Annotated in this window: 18 protein-coding genes, 1 riboswitch and 1 other annotated feature; of the genes, 6 read left to right on the top strand and 12 right to left on the bottom strand. The window is 37.4% G+C overall.

From position 1 onward, the window contains the following. Positions 1–15: 15 nt before the first annotated feature. Complete coding sequence (locus tag MHH71_RS22995; RefSeq protein WP_003200083.1) at positions 16–261, bottom strand: DUF2552 family protein; 246 nt, start codon at positions 259–261, stop codon at positions 16–18. Positions 262–402: 141 nt separating this feature from the next. Here MHH71_RS22995 and MHH71_RS22990 point away from each other — a divergent pair, with 141 nt between their 5' ends. Then, positions 403–609 carry a CDGSH iron-sulfur domain-containing protein gene (locus MHH71_RS22990; protein ID WP_003200081.1) on the top strand — a complete coding sequence of 69 codons (207 nt, stop codon included), beginning with the start codon at positions 403–405 and terminating at the stop codon, positions 607–609. A 38-nt stretch (positions 610–647) separates the two neighbouring features. On the opposite strand, the gene crcB (MHH71_RS22985) is transcribed toward MHH71_RS22990, so the two are convergent. Further along, positions 648–1,001: a fluoride efflux transporter CrcB gene (gene crcB, locus MHH71_RS22985; protein ID WP_016116195.1), complete on the bottom strand. Its 354-nt coding sequence runs from the start codon at positions 999–1,001 to the stop codon at positions 648–650. Beyond that, positions 998–1,402, bottom strand: coding sequence for a fluoride efflux transporter CrcB (gene crcB / locus MHH71_RS22980; RefSeq protein ID WP_003208320.1), 405 nt, complete (start codon positions 1,400–1,402; stop codon positions 998–1,000). The genes crcB (MHH71_RS22985) and crcB (MHH71_RS22980) overlap by 4 nt, the downstream gene beginning before the upstream one ends. A gap of 313 nt (positions 1,403–1,715) precedes the next feature. Next, positions 1,716–1,859: riboswitch (FMN riboswitch) on the top strand. Between the two features lie 308 nt (positions 1,860–2,167). Between crcB (MHH71_RS22980) and ribD the strand changes: the two genes are divergently transcribed. The 4 genes from ribD to ribH are packed head-to-tail and all read left to right on the top strand — an operon-like array spanning position 2,168 to position 5,606. Then, a complete protein-coding gene (ribD, locus tag MHH71_RS22975; RefSeq protein ID WP_033799087.1) occupies positions 2,168–3,280 on the top strand; it encodes a bifunctional diaminohydroxyphosphoribosylaminopyrimidine deaminase/5-amino-6-(5-phosphoribosylamino)uracil reductase RibD in 1,113 nt (370 codons plus the stop codon). Then, positions 3,262–3,906 (top strand): riboflavin synthase, encoded by a 645-nt coding sequence (gene ribE, locus MHH71_RS22970; RefSeq protein ID WP_018766111.1) that lies wholly within the window; start codon positions 3,262–3,264, stop codon positions 3,904–3,906. Before ribD ends, ribE begins: the two co-directional genes overlap by 19 nt. Positions 3,907–3,918: 12 nt before the next feature. Then, positions 3,919–5,112 carry a bifunctional 3,4-dihydroxy-2-butanone-4-phosphate synthase/GTP cyclohydrolase II gene (locus tag MHH71_RS22965; RefSeq protein ID WP_006095898.1) on the top strand — a complete coding sequence of 398 codons (1,194 nt, stop codon included), beginning with the start codon at positions 3,919–3,921 and terminating at the stop codon, positions 5,110–5,112. Positions 5,113–5,144: 32 nt separating this feature from the next. After that, positions 5,145–5,606: a 6,7-dimethyl-8-ribityllumazine synthase gene (gene ribH / locus MHH71_RS22960; protein ID WP_006095899.1), complete on the top strand. Its 462-nt coding sequence runs from the start codon at positions 5,145–5,147 to the stop codon at positions 5,604–5,606. Between the two features lie 32 nt (positions 5,607–5,638). Here ribH and MHH71_RS22955 read toward each other — a convergent pair whose 3' ends face one another. The 9 genes from MHH71_RS22955 to MHH71_RS22915 form a co-directional block, all read right to left on the bottom strand. Next, entirely contained in the window at positions 5,639–5,959 is a 321-nt protein-coding gene (locus MHH71_RS22955) for a hypothetical protein (protein WP_018766113.1), read from the bottom strand. Positions 5,960–6,316: 357 nt separating this feature from the next. Then, positions 6,317–6,547, bottom strand: coding sequence for a hypothetical protein (locus MHH71_RS22950; RefSeq protein WP_327843999.1), 231 nt, complete (start codon positions 6,545–6,547; stop codon positions 6,317–6,319). Positions 6,548–6,874: 327 nt separating this feature from the next. Beyond that, positions 6,875–7,873, bottom strand: coding sequence for a biotin synthase BioB (bioB, locus tag MHH71_RS22945; RefSeq protein WP_018766115.1), 999 nt, complete (start codon positions 7,871–7,873; stop codon positions 6,875–6,877). Further along, the gene (gene bioC / locus MHH71_RS22940; protein ID WP_033799088.1) at positions 7,827–8,687 is read right to left on the bottom strand and encodes a malonyl-ACP O-methyltransferase BioC; all 861 of its coding nucleotides are present in this window, start codon (positions 8,685–8,687) and stop codon (positions 7,827–7,829) included. The genes bioB and bioC overlap by 47 nt, the downstream gene beginning before the upstream one ends. Further along, positions 8,653–9,393: an alpha/beta fold hydrolase gene (locus tag MHH71_RS22935; RefSeq protein ID WP_006095902.1), complete on the bottom strand. Its 741-nt coding sequence runs from the start codon at positions 9,391–9,393 to the stop codon at positions 8,653–8,655. The genes bioC and MHH71_RS22935 overlap by 35 nt, the downstream gene beginning before the upstream one ends. 1 nt (position 9,394) lies before the next feature. Beyond that, positions 9,395–10,576 (bottom strand): 8-amino-7-oxononanoate synthase, encoded by a 1,182-nt coding sequence (bioF, locus tag MHH71_RS22930; protein WP_033799089.1) that lies wholly within the window; start codon positions 10,574–10,576, stop codon positions 9,395–9,397. Next, positions 10,542–11,270 (bottom strand): dethiobiotin synthase, encoded by a 729-nt coding sequence (bioD, locus tag MHH71_RS22925; protein ID WP_006095904.1) that lies wholly within the window; start codon positions 11,268–11,270, stop codon positions 10,542–10,544. Before bioD ends, bioF begins: the two co-directional genes overlap by 35 nt. Then, positions 11,270–12,658 (bottom strand): adenosylmethionine--8-amino-7-oxononanoate transaminase, encoded by a 1,389-nt coding sequence (gene bioA / locus MHH71_RS22920; RefSeq protein WP_033799090.1) that lies wholly within the window; start codon positions 12,656–12,658, stop codon positions 11,270–11,272. The genes bioD and bioA overlap by 1 nt, the downstream gene beginning before the upstream one ends. 122 nt (positions 12,659–12,780) lie before the next feature. Beyond that, positions 12,781–13,137 (bottom strand): hypothetical protein, encoded by a 357-nt coding sequence (locus MHH71_RS22915; RefSeq protein WP_003200096.1) that lies wholly within the window; start codon positions 13,135–13,137, stop codon positions 12,781–12,783. 144 nt (positions 13,138–13,281) lie between these two features. After that, positions 13,282–13,503 (top strand) — a binding site (T-box leader). Positions 13,504–13,760: 257 nt separating this feature from the next. Between MHH71_RS22915 and nhaC the strand changes: the two genes are divergently transcribed. After that, positions 13,761–15,134, top strand: coding sequence for a Na+/H+ antiporter NhaC (gene nhaC, locus MHH71_RS22910; protein WP_003208412.1), 1,374 nt, complete (start codon positions 13,761–13,763; stop codon positions 15,132–15,134). Positions 15,135–15,202 lie beyond the last annotated feature (68 nt).

Below are 15,202 nucleotides of genomic sequence, written 5' to 3'. Positions count from 1 at the left end.
GCCTGTTTTTTCATATTACTGCGCTAAAACATCTGTAACTTGTTCCATATTTTCAGAAATCCATTTTACCGCTTCATCAAGCGTTTGAAATTCTGTCGTTTGAAATGTTACCTCATCTTGCAAAAGCCACACATCTTTTGCTTCTTGTCCCACACCTGCAATCGACCAATGAAGTAAGCTATATGGATGATTATCATTTAAAAACGATGCCCAAGTGCGCTCATTTGCAATATTTTGTAATGTACGTAATTGTTTATTCATGTTTCGTCACCTTACTGTATTTCAGTTATAAACGTTATTATAACATTCTCTGCCCCTACACACAAAGAACTGTTTTCTTATTGTCAAGTGCTTCCTACAATTATATGATGAACATAAGCGTTTGAGAGGAGGGGAATAACGTTGGCAAAAGTTCAAATTAAAGTAAATGATAATGGTTCATTTCGCATTACAGGGGATGTGGAATTAATCGACTCACAAGGGAATGCTTTCCCGGCAAAACCTGCATTTTCTTTATGTCGCTGCGGCTTATCAAAAAATATGCCTTATTGCGACGCTTCGCATAAAGGCATATTTGAATCTGTTGTTCGAGCACCAAAGGGAGAATAATGATATAAGAAGCACGCGCAATGACTTGCGCGCGCTTCTTATATATGCCCTATATAAAAACCTAAAAATGCTGAAAAAATGCCTAGCATATAACTCATTATTAAATACAATACAGCCTTTTGTCCTTCTCGCTTATGTATCAATTGAACAATTTCAAGTTTAAATGTTGAAAAAGTAGTAAATGCTCCCATAAATCCTGTTCCGCATAATAATAGCCATGTACTACTCACCTCAGCTCCATACAATAGACCTAGTAAAAATGAGCCTAATATATTTACAAATAGTGTTCCATATGGAAACAAGCTTCCGTACTTTTCTTTCATTGCATTACTAATAGAAAATCTAGCAATTGCTCCAAAAAAACCACCGATTCCTACAAGCAATATATTCATAGTGCTCCTTCTTTCTTCATGCTTTTTTCATATAATGCATTTCCAAGATAAAATCCAAATAAAGAAAAGAGCAATCCTCCAACTACACTTGTACTTACATAATAAAATGCCATAAGAAACGCTTCATGCTGCATGAATTTCAACGTCTCTACGTTAAATGTTGAAAAAGTGGTAAAAGAACCAATCATTCCTGTTCCAATGCTACTCATTATCACTTGTGAAACATGTTTCATACGAAACAAATACATCGTTAAAAATGCCAATAAAAAACTACCAATCATATTCGCTGACCATGTTGCCAGCGGAAAAGAATCGACTGAATGAATACCAGCCCATTGTCCTAATTCGTATCGTGCTAAAGCTCCAACAATACCACCGATTCCTACTGCAATATATTTCATATTTCCACCTCGTTTACATATACTGAAATCTTTCCCATACTATATATACATTTTGATTCTCCAACATTTAAGTCGCGGCTATGAAAACAAAAGCAGACCTCCATTTATTTTCTCCTTTTGTTTAACATGGCATGGGGTGAACCGCCTCGGACTCTCTCTCCTCCCCTAAAAAGAAAAGGTTTTCTATCAAGTTTTCAATTTGTATTTATATAGTATAACAAAATTAATTTCCCCCTTCATTTTCATACAATTCTTCACATTCGAATATTTTTTACTATCCCTTTTTCTTTTTTGTGCTATAATGTGAGCAAACAGCATCCTTCGGGGTCGGGTGAAATTCCCAACCGGCGGTGATGAAGTGCACACTTCTAAGTCCGTGACCCGTTTCCAACTCGGAAACGGTGGATCTAGTGAAATTCTAGGGCCGACAGTATAGTCTGGATGGGAGAAGGATATGTTTTCTAGTGCTTATATAGCGAATACACTTTTATTTTGGCGTACACATTTTTACTGATTCGTTTTGAATCACTGTATATGTTTTATTTCATATACCTATTTTTCTATGCTGAAATAAAAAGATACGACTAGCGTATAAAAAATTGATAGTTTGCTAGGCTTTTTTCTCGTGCAAAAATATCAATTATCGTTAGGCTTCTTTCCTATACTCTCGTATTCGAACTATATTACTAGAAATCACGTCTCCCAAACCCCAAGGATACTATTATCCTTGGGGTTTTTTGATTTTTCTTAGGAGAGGTGAAAAGAATGACAGACCAAGAATATATGAGGATTGCCTTGCAATTAGCACAAAGTACTGCAGGTCAAACAAGTCCAAATCCAATGGTCGGTGCTGTTGTTGTAAAAGATGGAAACATCGTTGGAATGGGAGCGCATCTGCTTGCAGGCGAAGAACACGCTGAAGTTCACGCTCTTCGCATGGCCGGTGATAAAGCAAACGGCTCCACTGTATATGTAACGTTAGAGCCGTGTAGTCACTTTGGAAAAACTCCACCGTGCTGCGATCTACTTATTGAAAAAAAGGTGAAACGTGTTGTAATTGCCACACTTGATTGCAATCCGCTCGTTTCAGGTAGCGGTGCAAAACGTTTGCAAAAAGCTGGTATTAGCGTAACTACTGGTGTTCTCGAAGAAGAGGCCACCGCATTAAACCGGTACTTTTTCCACTATATGAAAACGAAACTGCCGTTTGTAACAATAAAAACAGCGATGAGTTTAGATGGAAAAATAGCAACTACTACCGGGGAAAGCAAATGGATTACAGGTGAAGTTGCTCGTACAGATGTCCATCAATATCGTCATACGCACGATGCCATCCTTATCGGAGTGAATACTGTCATAGCTGATAATCCATCTTTAACAACACGCCTTCCAAACGGCGGCAAGCATCCGATTCGTATTATTTTAGATACACATTTACGAACTCCGCTATCCTCTCATGTCATTACAGACGAGATGGCACCAACATGGATTATTGTTGGAAAAGATGTAAATAAAGAAAAAATAGCGGGCTACGAATCTCAGGCGGTATCTGTACTTCAAATGAAGACGAGCCAAATTGAAATACGCGACCTTCTCCTCCTTCTCGGTGAGAAACAAATCCTTTCACTCTTTGTTGAAGGTGGACAATCGGTACACGCGAGCTTTTTAGAAACAAAGTGTTTCAATGAAATTGTGACCTATATAAGTCCAAAATTAATCGGCGGAAAAGATGCTCCAACTATGTTTGGTGGCACCGGCTTTATAAAACTGCAAGATGCAATTTCCTTGCAAATTCAAGAGATGAAACAAATTGGTGATGATATAAAAATCGTTGCTAGTGTGCGAAATGAGGTGCCTGCATGTTTACAGGAATTGTAGAAGAACTTGGAACTGTTTCGAATATCAGGCAAAGCGGAGAAGCGATGAAGCTAACAATTACAGCAAACACAATCTTGTCAGACGTAAAACTAGGAGACAGTATTGCTGTAAATGGGATCTGTTTAACCGTCACTTCTTTTACAGCGTCTTCTTTTACTGTTGATGCGATGCCTGAAACGGTGCGAGCGACATCATTACGTATGCTCGGCACCAGTTCTAAAGTAAATTTAGAACGAGCAATGGCTGCAAACGGACGCTTTGGTGGACATTTCGTCACAGGGCATATCGATGGAATTGGAACCATTTTAAATAAAAAACAGCACTACAATGCTATATATTACAAAATTGGAATTCCAGATGATTTACTCCGTTATTGTTTACAAAAAGGGTCCATTGCTGTTGATGGCACAAGTTTAACAATATTTGATATAGATGAATCTTCCATTACAATCTCGCTCATTCCACATACCGTAAGCGAATCTATCATTGGTAAAAAAGCGGCGGGAGATATTGTGAATATTGAATGTGACATGATTGGAAAATATATCGAACGTTTTATTTCAAAGCCAACAAAGCGAAGCACTTCAGTTACAGAAAGCTTTTTACAAGAAAACGGATTTCTATAAGGAGGAAGCACAATGTTTCATCGTATTGAAGAAGCACTAGAAGATTTAAAACAAGGAAAAGTCGTCATCGTATGTGATGATGAAAGCCGTGAAAACGAAGGAGATTTCATCGCTTTAGCAGAGAACATTACACCAGAAACAATTAATTTTATGATTACACATGGCCGTGGCCTTGTCTGTGTACCGATTACAGAACAATATGCGGAACGCTTACAGTTAGAGCCTATGGTTTCTCATAATACAGATTCTCATCATACTGCGTTTACAGTAAGCGTTGACCATATTTCTACAACAACAGGTATTAGTGCTTACGAACGTGCAACGACTGTGCGCGAATTATTAAATCCGGATTCAAAAGGAACAGATTTTAATCGTCCGGGTCATATCTTTCCTTTAATCGCCAAAGAAGGTGGAGTCCTGCGCCGCGCTGGGCATACAGAGGCAGCTGTTGATTTAGCAAAATTATGTGGCGCAGAACCAGCCGGAGTTATTTGTGAAATTATAAATGAAGACGGCACGATGGCACGTGTTCCTGATTTAGTACAAGTTGCAAAACAATTTAATATAAAAATGATTACGATTGAAGATTTAATCGCCTATCGCCGCCATCATGAAACGCTCGTGACAAGGGAGATTGAAATTACATTACCGACAGATTTCGGTACATTTCATGCAATCGGTTATTCCAACTCATTGGATCAGAAAGAACATATCGCTCTCGTAAAAGGAGACATTTCTACTGGTGAACCTGTTCTCGTTCGTTTGCATTCTGAATGTTTAACTGGCGATGTTTTCGGTTCATGCCGCTGTGACTGTGGTCCACAGCTTCATGCTGCTCTTTCTCAAATTGAACGCGAAGGAAAAGGTATTCTTCTTTATATGCGCCAAGAAGGCCGCGGGATTGGCTTGCTGAATAAGCTCCGTGCATACAAATTACAAGAAGAAGGATTAGATACTGTTGAGGCAAATGAAAAACTAGGATTTCCTGCCGATCTTCGCGATTACGGTATTGGTGCCCAAATCTTAAAAGATCTAGGGTTACAGCAATTGCGTTTATTAACGAATAATCCAAGAAAAATCGCAGGTTTGCAAGGTTATGATTTAGAAGTTGTCGAACGCGTACCATTGCAAATGCCAACAAAAGAAGAAAACAAAACATATTTACAAACAAAGGTAGAAAAATTAGGTCACCTATTAAACTTATAATCTATTAATTATAATTAAAGGAGAGATATATTATGGTATTCGAAGGTCATTTAGTTGGTACAGGATTAAAAGTAGGGATTGTTGTTGGACGTTTCAATGAATTTATTACGAGCAAACTACTAGGCGGTGCACTAGACGGTTTAAAACGACATGGTGTAGAAGAAAATGATATTGATGTTGCATGGGTTCCAGGCGCATTTGAAATCCCATTAATCGCAAAGAAAATGGCAAACAGCGGCAAATACGATGCTGTCATTACACTAGGTACAGTCATTCGCGGTGCTACAACTCATTATGATTATGTTTGTAATGAAGTTGCAAAAGGTGTTGCCTCTTTATCATTACAAGCAGACATCCCAGTTATTTTCGGCGTATTAACGACTGAAACAATTGAACAAGCAATTGAACGTGCTGGTACAAAAGCTGGCAACAAAGGATATGAATCTGCAGTTGCTGCGATTGAAATGGCTCATTTATCAAAACAATGGGCATAAAAAAAGAGGCTTTCGCCTCTTTTTTCTTCTATTTATTTTCCCACTTTTTTCCGCACATCTTTTATCAATTCAGCCATCGTTTTTCCTTCTGTCTTAATACGAAGATTTTGAGCTGTTTTCCAGACATTTTCTCGCTTCTTTTCTTCCTCTACAATATGTAGCTCTTTTCTTACTTCTTTTAGATCCTTCCCTTCAGTTTCAATACCAAAATGCTCAGCTTTTGTTCGAAAATGCTGTTCGATTCTTTGCTGCATTTCTTTCTGTTCCGGATTTTCAGCTGCCTTAACAGGATCGGTGCTTATTGCCTTTAATAAAATAAGAAAGGTCATAATAGCTAGTATATATTTGTGCATTTGAAATCCTCCAACCCGAAATAAATTACACCTTTACTATGTACAATTACAGGGTGGAAAATTCGCCCACACAATTAAATTTTTTACTAAAAAGCTACTTATCTGAAGGACTAGAGGTACTTTATTACATTTTATTTACAATAAAATTTCACGAAAGACTACATTCATAAAGCTACAATCAATTTTTATTCATCTCTTAATTAAGTAACATCGTTCAAAACTTGAACGGTGTTGAAATAAGCTAAATTTCTAAGAAAGCTAATGTTAATATTTCACAATTATTGCTTAATTAAGACGAAGTAATAGAAAACGTTCACAAGAAAAAACGACTTTTTTAACATTTAATTATTAATCTTCCTAACATTCAAGATCACTGTCATCCATACTATATGGGCAAAAATCTTCTTGAATAAATCGCACTGCATTTAAAGCGATTATCTGTGCAGGCATAGAAGGATTACCATCTGGCAATCTAAGTTGCCGCCCAATTACTTGCTCTATTTTAGACAAAATATTAAATAAAAACTTATTATCAGTAGCTAAGGTAAGTGCATTCACCACAGAAGGATTACTTAATTGATTCGTCATATTTGTCCCTGCTTCAAGAACTAGCACGGAAGTACATTTATCATCTGTCAATTCTTTAGCGATTACCCCTCCGGTAGTTCCAGCACCAATCACAATATAATCGAAATATTTTTTTATTTACCTTTTTATTTCAATCACCCCTCCTTTATTTTCCATATGTGTTATTTGTTAGTGGAAAAAGGTGTTTGTACACAAAAGAAAATATTTTCCTTTGTAATGGAAACCATAAAACAGCCATCCTTTCATAAATATTCCATGAAAAAATGGCTGTTTTGTATAAACTTTATTCGATTATTCTAATCTACAAAGGGGCTTTCCCCCTCATTTTTACAGCGCACATTCCTCAATCTCAAACCCTAAATCTTCAATCATATTCCAATCTGCTGTTGGCTCTTGCCCCTCTGTTGTTAAATAATCACCAACAAAGATTGAATTTGCTGCGAATAAGCCAAGCGGCTGCACAGAGCGCAAATTAATTTCGCGGCCACCGGAAATTCGAATTTCTTTTGATGGATTGACAAATCGCATCATCGCTAGTACTTTTAAACATTCTACTGGTGTTAATTCTTTCTGTCCTTCAAGCGGTGTTCCTTTTACAGCAACAAGGAAGTTACATGGAATAGAATCCGCATCTATACGTTGTAATTCAAGCGCAATTTCAACGCGCTGCTCTTTCGTTTCCCCCATTCCAAAAATCGCACCAGAACATGGGGAAATACCCGCTTGCTTTGCTTTTTCTACTGTATCTACACGATCATCATACGTATGTGTTGAGCAAATGCTATCATAATTGTTTGCATGTGTATTTAAGTTATGGTTATAACGGTGAACACCTGCTTCTGCTAAGCGTCCTGCTTGATCCTCATTTAAAAAACCTAAGCAGCAGCAAATTTTCAAATCCGTTGTTTCACGGATTTCTTTCACTGCACCGATAACATGATTTACTTCTTTATCAGTTGGACGACGACCAGATGCAACAATACAGTATGTACCCGCTTTACGGCGAATTGCTTCGTGTGCACCTTCAATAATTTTTTCCTGTGTTAACCATGCATACTTATCGATTGGTGCCTCTGAAACGATAGACTGTGAGCAATACCCACAATCTTCTGGGCATAATCCAGATTTCGTATTAATAATCATATTTAATTTTACTTTTTTACCAAAATGATGATGACGTATGATATAAGCTGCATTCATAATCTCTAATACTTCTGTATCATCTGCTTCTAAAATAGCTATCGCTTCTTCTTTCGTTATACTTCTGCCCTCTACTACTTCAGATGCAATTTGCTTCCAATCTACTTTTGTTTGTACTTGTTTCATTTCTTCTCTTCCCCTCTTTTTCAATATACGCAAATAAAGCATGGTACGTTGCTACAATTTCCCCTTCTTCCGTGAAATCTTTTTCGTATATGCGGAGCATAGTTCGAAAGATAGATGGGCTTTGACAGTAAGATTCTGCATTGCTATTCGTCGCGCCTACTTTCCGAATCGATTGCAGAAACTCACGAACTGTAGCAAACTTCTCTATGTAACATGTTTCAGAAACATGAACATCCCCTGTTACACTTTCACATACATCTTGCAGCTGTTCTCTCGTTAAAAAATGTTGTCCAACAGATGCATCATTTTGCATATTTCTTTCTTCTTTAGCACTTTGAAATGCCGTATGAAGTTCTTGAAATGTTTGCTCTCCAAATGTTGAAAATAACAACAAGCCATCCTCAAATAAATGATGATGATATAAACGTTTCACCGTTGTTTGCAAATCGTTTAGCCATTGAAATGTTGCACTTGAAATAATGACATCAAATGACTCACTTAATGTAAGATGTTCAATATCTTCACACCGAAATGTCACAGATTCCACGTGATTTCTCGTTTTCGCAACAGCAATCATACTTTCAGCAAAATCAATTGCAGTAATTGCTGCATTTGGAAAGGAAACAGCTAATTGCTCAGTCAAATAGCCTGTGCCACATCCGAGTTCTAAAATACGGATGGACGACATCTTGTGATAGTGTTTTTTCATTATAGAAATTAATTGTTGCGCCATCTTTTTTTGTACACTTGCATATTGATCATAGGATACAGCTGCCCCATTAAATCGTTTTTGTAATAACGTTTTGTTGATCATTTTGTATCCCCTCTACAAACTGGATGATTTCATTTGCGCAATATTCGGAATCAGTTACACAAAGTGCATGCCCAGCTCCATTTATTACTTTAAGCGCCCCATTCGTATTTTCTTGTATATAGCGAGCAGCAGATAGTGGACATATCGCATCCTGTTCTCCATGAAGAAGTAATACCGGCATCTTTACATGCTTTAACTGACTTCTCATATCCATCTCTATTAAATAATCAAGTCCCAGCTGTAAAGATTCAATGGAATCACCTTGAAAACGTTCTGCAATGTCTTCAAATTGTTCACTATCTTTTATCTCTTGTTTTGTAAACATACTTTTATAGAAACGCTCCAATGTGTGGTCCTTTCCCTTCACTAAACTTCTTTTAATCCGCTCTACAAAAGGAAGTTTCCATCCACTCTCGTAATTTTCATCCACTGTAAACTTTGCTGTACCACCTATTAAAATCATCCCTTTTACCCGCACTCTATCACATGCTTGAAGGGCAGCTAATGCACCAAGTGACCATCCAATCAAAATCACATCCTGCCCTCTTGCAGCTTCTGCTACTCGTTCTGCAAACTCACTAAGTTCTTTTACACCACGCCATTCAACATGCCAGACAGAATATTCCTGAAAATATGGAAGTAATGGATCCCATACTTGTTTTTCCATCCCCCATCCAGGAATGAAAATAAGCTCGGGCTGTTTCATCTCATTCCCCCTCTTCTTTACCAATTCGAATGATTTGCTCAATAGCCCATTGCAAGTCAGCTTTTGTATGTTCAGATGTAACTGCGAATCGGATTCGCGAACTATTATATGGAACAGTTGGTGGCCTGATAGCAATTGCAGCAATTCCTGCCTCCTGCAGTTTTTCACTAAAATGTAGCGTAGCTTCATTCGACGCCACAATAATTGGTACTATATGTGTTGAACTATCACCAATATTGAAACCAACTTCTTCTAAAGCATTGCGGAAATAAGCTCCATTTTCTAAGAGCCGCTGCCGTCTTCCCTCATCTTCCTTCACAATTTCAATTGCACGTTTCATTGCGCCAAGTGTCCCTGGCGGTAATGCTGTTGTGAAAATGAAGCTTCTCATCGTGTTTTTCATATAATCGATACAAATTGCATCACCTGCTAAATAAGCTCCATAACACCCTAGCGCTTTACTAAACGTTCCCATATGAATGTCGATTCCTTCAGAAAGTCCCTGCTCTACATGCGCTAAACCAGCACCATGCTTTCCATATATTCCACCTGCATGCGCCTCATCAACCATCAATAATGCTCCATATTTTTCTTTCAGCATAATCAACTCTTTTAGATGCGCAACATCTCCATCCATGCTGAAAACCGTGTCTGTTACGATTAACTTTCGCTTTGCGACAGGTGCCATCCGCAACAATCTTTCCAAATATTCTAAATCATTATGTCGATATCTTTTATGTTCTGCACCGCTAAGCATAATCCCATCAACAATGCTGGCATGATTTAACTTATCGCTAAAAACAATGTCGTGACGCCCAACTAAAGAAGAGATTGCCCCGACATTTGCTGAATATCCACTGTTCACAATGATTGCTTTTTCAGTTTCTTTCCAATCACAAACACTCTGTTCGACCTCTTCATATAGTGCATAATTTCCTACAACAAGTCGTGATGCTGTCGCTCCTACTCCATATTCCTTTGTCGCTACAATAGACGCTTCTTTTAATCGTCTATCTCCCGCCAAGCCTAGATAGTTATTCGAAGCTAAATTTAACATACGTTTTCCATTCCTAATAAGCCATGGTTCTTCAGCTTGCTCAGTCATAACTACATGTCGATATTGTGATTTCTCTTTCAAACGATTTAAACTAGAGTGAAAGTGTAAATTCCACGTTTGATCCATGTTTGACGAACTCCTCTAAATTTGAAATCGTAATATTCTCTTCTGCTGCTTTCAATAGTTCTTCACGCGTAAACCCTTCTTGAAGCTCTGGTAGTAAACCCAAAACCGGAATACCACTTAACTCCTCAATCATTTCTTTATTCTCTTGCACACGTTCCTTCTCACATTCCTTACAGCCGGATAAAATAACACCCGCAACTGTTAAACCATGGGCTTTCGCATACGAAATCGTTAAAACGGTATGATTCACAGTACCTAACGCCGGACGTGCGACAATAATAAGTGGTAATTTCAATTCCTTTGCAAAATCAACCACTAAAGCATCTTCTGTATATGGGACTGCAAGACCACCTGCACCTTCTACAAGCAAACTATCAAATTCTGTCATTAACTCATTATAATGAGCCGTAATTTGTGCTAGTGTCACAGTTCTTCCTGCTCGCCGCATTGCCAATCTTGGCGCGAGAGGTTCTTCAATAGAATAAGGACTAATGCGATCAGCCTCTGTCATTACTCCTGATGCCATTTTCAATCTAACTGCATCCCCTTCTGGATTCGAAGCGATGTGCCCGCTTTGCAATGGTTTATATATCCCTACGTTATACCCGCGATTTCTAAATACTCCTGCTAATGCACCTGTAACAACTGTTTTTCCCACTTCCGTATCCGTTGCCGTTATAAAAAAGCCACCCATTATTCTCCCTCCGTAACATCTGCAATTGCTTGATATAAAATGTGCAGCATTTCATCAATCTCATCTACTTGAGATGCTAACGGTGGCATAAATACAATGGTATTACCAAGCGGACGTAAAATCATTCCTAGTTCTCTTGATCGCTTACACACTTCCACGCCTACTCGCTCCGTCCATTCAAACGGCTCTTTCGTTTCTTTATTTTTCACAAGTTCAATTCCTACCATCAATCCACACTGACGAATATCTCCAACATGTTTGTATTCATAAAGTGCTTCCAATTGTTTCCCTACATATTCTGCTTTGTATGCAACATCTTTTACTAGATTTGTTTTTTCATAAAGTTCTAAATTAGCAATTGCAACTGCGCAACCTAATGGATTGCCGGTATAACTATGACCATGGAAAAATGTTTTCTGCTCTTCATAGCTACCTAAAAAAGCATCATAAATTTCATCTGTTGTCACAGTAATAGCTACCGGTAAATACCCACCGGTTAAGCCTTTTCCAGCTGTTAAAATATCCGGTGTAACATTTTCATGTTCACAAGCAAACATTTTTCCAGTACGACCAAATCCCGTTGCCACCTCATCTGTAATAAATAAAACATTATATGTTGTACAAAGATCTCGAAGACCTTTTAAATATCCTTTCGGCATTGTAATCATACCGCCTGCACCTTGCATTAACGGCTCTACAATAATAGCTGCAATCTCATCATGTTTTTCTTTTAATAACTTTTCCATTTCTTCCAAATGTTTTTGAACAATTTGTTCTTTGTCATCCCCATAAGGAGAACGATATGTATATGGATATGGCATTTTTATTGCTTCAAATAAGAGCGAACTGTACACTTGGTGAAACAAGTCAATCGCTCCTACTGAAACAGCTCCAATTGTATCTCCATGATATGCTTCTTTTAATGTAATAAACTTTTGTTTTTTAGGTTTTCCTTTATGCTGCCAATATTGAAAAGCCATCTTAATTGCAATTTCAACAGCTGTAGAACCAGAATCTGAATAGAATACTTTTTTCAAACCTTCCGGAACAACTTCAATGATCTTTTCTGCAAGTAAAATCGATGGCACATTTGCAAGTCCTAGCATAGTCGAATGCGCGACTTTATTTAATTGTTCACGAATTGCATTATCTAATTCAGGAACATGATGTCCATGAACATTAAGCCAAATGGATGAAACGCCATCCCAATAACCATTTCCATTTACGTCATATAATTTACGGCCTTCTCCTCGCTCAATAATAACTGGATCTTCCGCTAAATAGTCCTTCATTTGCGTAAATGGATGCCATACGTATGCTTTATTTTTCTCAGCCAACTCTTCATATGTATAGGTTGTTCTTTTACTTGTATTGCTACTAACAGTCACAATTGTCACCCCTAATGTTAACTTTTATATAAATATAGTTAACATTAAAATTAAAATACTGTCAATTATTTTAAAAGGTAAATGTTCTTAAAAAAGAACGACTTATCATAAGATAAGTCGTTTTATTTTCCATGCTGAATCTTTCCGATTTCCAAAATAATCTCTTCGTCTTTTTTCCCTTCAGTATCAATTCCAAGTTGTTTTGCATGTTCTATAAGCAGCTCATGACGCTTTTCAAACCTTGCTGTATTTAACTCTTTTTGAATTTCTTTTTCTGTTTTTCCTTCAAGAGGAACACCTAATTTAGCAGCTGTTTTCTCTCTATTCTTTTCTTCTTTGACTTTCTCTAATTCCTTTGTTTCTACTTTTTGCTCAACCTTTAATTTCGGTTGATCTGGTGATGCCGCAAATACTGTATAAATTCCAGCACCTCCACCAAGAACAAGTAAGGTTGTCAAAAGAAATAATTTTTTCTTCATTCACTCCCCTCCTTTCTATTTTCATTATAACGCACAAATAAGAACTAAAAAAAACATTCTCTCGTTATTTTCTTAAAAAAAATAATAAGTATATATGTTGACATATGTGATAGATATGTGATAAAAATTTAACTAACATCATATGAATCGGCGATGATAGGATTTAGTAGTATTTCGTTTTCTGATTTCAGAGAGCTGGTGGTCGGTGCGAACCAGTACAGAGCGAATTATGAATTACCCCCTGGAGCTTCTTTTACGAAACGTTTGGAGTAGTGAAAGACGGTTATGGACCGTTATTTCTACAGAGTGGTGAAATGAAACTGTTTCACAATTTAGGGTGGTACCGCGATTTTTTTCGTCCCTGCATATACTGCAGGGGCGTTTTTTATTTTCTGTTGGTGCATATTATACGACCCTTTATTTTGTGCTACGTTCATTTCACAAGCTAGGGTGGTACCGCGATTCTTTTCGTCCCTGCATATTTATATGCAGGGACGTTTTTTTATGATGCTAAACAATTACCGGTAATTTGTCGCAAAATTCTAAATTTTAGAAGGAAATATACAATATTGGCGAATTTTATATAAAAAAGAACTATTTTAGATTATTAGGAGGGGCAAACAATGGTTTCAAAAATTGAATCTATTCTTTTAACATTTTTCATCTTTTTCTGTATTGGCTTTAGCGTTATTCAATTAGGAACATCACCACACATCCCAATTTTATTTGGCATTATTGTATTATTAGCATTTGGATTTATTAAAAAAATCCCTTGGTCTACTATGGAAAAAGGAATGATAAGTAGTATTTCAGCTGGTATTCCATCCATTTTCATCTTCTTACTTGTCGGTGTATTAATTAGCGTTTGGATCGCTGCTGGGACAATTCCAACATTAATGGTATACGGATTCGGGCTTGTAGCACCAAAGATTTTCATCCCGACAGTCTTTGTTGTTTGTGCAATTGTCGGAACAAGTATCGGCAGCGCCTTTACAACAGCAGCGACAGTAGGACTTGCTTTTATGGGAATGGGTACTGCTCTTGGATACGATCCAGCACTTATTGCTGGTGCAATTGTTTCTGGAGCTTTCTTCGGGGATAAGATGTCTCCTTTATCGGATACAACAAACTTAGCTCCTGCTGTAACAGGAGTGGATCTATTTGAACATATTCGTAACATGCTTTGGACAACAATTCCTGCTTTCATTATTGCCTTTATCGCTTTCTTCATTTTAGGAAGTGGTTCTTCAGGAAATGTTGATTTCTCTACTTTTACAAATGCGTTAGAAAAGAATACAATCATTTCAATTGTCACACTTATTCCGATTCTATTACTATTCGTATGCGCATTTAAAAAAGTACCGGCTGTTCCAACTTTACTTGCTGGCATTGTAGCTGGTATTATCATTCTCTTTATTTTCAAGCCGGGTACATCACTTGCTGATTTGATGAAAATTATGCAAGATGGCTATGTTGCTAAGACAGGCATAAAAGATATTGATAGTTTATTATCACGCGGTGGATTACAAAGTATGCTTATGTCAATTGCACTTATTTTCCTTGCTCTTTCTATGGGTGGGTTACTACAAGGAATTGGCATTATTACTCAGCTTATGAACATTATTTCTAATTTCGTTAAGACAAGCACTCGTTTAATTATTTCTACCGCTTCAACAGCAATTGGAGTTAACTTCTTGCTTGGTGAGCAATACTTATCTATCGTTTTAACAGGACAAGCATTTGCTAACAAATACGATGAAGTCGGTTTAGAACGCCGTAATTTATCACGCGTACTAGAAGATGCAGGCACAGTTGTTAATCCTCTTGTACCATGGGGCGTAAGCGGCGTCTTCTTAGCAAACGTACTAAGCGTTCCAACAATTGATTATGTTCCATACTCAATCTTCTGCTTAGCTTGCCCAATCGTTACAATTATCGTTGGATTCACAGGATTCGGGCTTTCATGGAAAAAAGAAAAAACTGTTTCAGTTTCTTAAATGAAATATAAAGAAAAAGGGATTACCGACAGTGGTAATCCCTTTTTTCTTTATTCCTCTATTTGCGA

It is taken from the genome of Bacillus sp. FSL H8-0534 (assembly GCF_038005885.1).
Classification (GTDB): Bacteria; Bacillota; Bacilli; order Bacillales; family Bacillaceae_G; genus Bacillus_A; species Bacillus_A pseudomycoides.
The sequence above is the reverse complement of the archived record's forward strand: the minus strand, read 5'-3'. Positions and strand labels throughout refer to the sequence as shown.

What these genes read in the sequence shown, in the direction of transcription:
- MHH71_RS22995 (WP_003200083.1), bottom strand. Translation starts at nt 261, where the DNA reads ATGAATAAACAATTACGTACATTACAAAATATTGCAAATGAGCGCACT.
- crcB (WP_016116195.1), bottom strand. Translation starts at nt 1,001, where the DNA reads ATGAATATATTGCTTGTAGGAATCGGTGGTTTTTTTGGAGCAATTGCT.
- crcB (WP_003208320.1), bottom strand. Translation starts at nt 1,402, where the DNA reads ATGAAATATATTGCAGTAGGAATCGGTGGTATTGTTGGAGCTTTAGCA.
- ribD (WP_033799087.1), top strand. Translation starts at nt 2,168, where the DNA reads ATGACAGACCAAGAATATATGAGGATTGCCTTGCAATTAGCACAAAGT.
- ribE (WP_018766111.1), top strand. Translation starts at nt 3,262, where the DNA reads ATGTTTACAGGAATTGTAGAAGAACTTGGAACTGTTTCGAATATCAGG.
- MHH71_RS22965 (WP_006095898.1), top strand. Translation starts at nt 3,919, where the DNA reads ATGTTTCATCGTATTGAAGAAGCACTAGAAGATTTAAAACAAGGAAAA.
- ribH (WP_006095899.1), top strand. Translation starts at nt 5,145, where the DNA reads ATGGTATTCGAAGGTCATTTAGTTGGTACAGGATTAAAAGTAGGGATT.
- MHH71_RS22955 (WP_018766113.1), bottom strand. Translation starts at nt 5,959, where the DNA reads ATGCACAAATATATACTAGCTATTATGACCTTTCTTATTTTATTAAAG.
- MHH71_RS22950 (WP_327843999.1), bottom strand. Translation starts at nt 6,547, where the DNA reads ATGACGAATCAATTAAGTAATCCTTCTGTGGTGAATGCACTTACCTTA.
- bioB (WP_018766115.1), bottom strand. Translation starts at nt 7,873, where the DNA reads ATGAAACAAGTACAAACAAAAGTAGATTGGAAGCAAATTGCATCTGAA.
- bioC (WP_033799088.1), bottom strand. Translation starts at nt 8,687, where the DNA reads ATGATCAACAAAACGTTATTACAAAAACGATTTAATGGGGCAGCTGTA.
- MHH71_RS22935 (WP_006095902.1), bottom strand. Translation starts at nt 9,393, where the DNA reads ATGAAACAGCCCGAGCTTATTTTCATTCCTGGATGGGGGATGGAAAAA.
- bioF (WP_033799089.1), bottom strand. Translation starts at nt 10,576, where the DNA reads ATGGATCAAACGTGGAATTTACACTTTCACTCTAGTTTAAATCGTTTG.
- bioD (WP_006095904.1), bottom strand. Translation starts at nt 11,270, where the DNA reads ATGGGTGGCTTTTTTATAACGGCAACGGATACGGAAGTGGGAAAAACA.
- MHH71_RS22915 (WP_003200096.1), bottom strand. Translation starts at nt 13,137, where the DNA reads ATGAAGAAAAAATTATTTCTTTTGACAACCTTACTTGTTCTTGGTGGA.
- nhaC (WP_003208412.1), top strand. Translation starts at nt 13,761, where the DNA reads ATGGTTTCAAAAATTGAATCTATTCTTTTAACATTTTTCATCTTTTTC.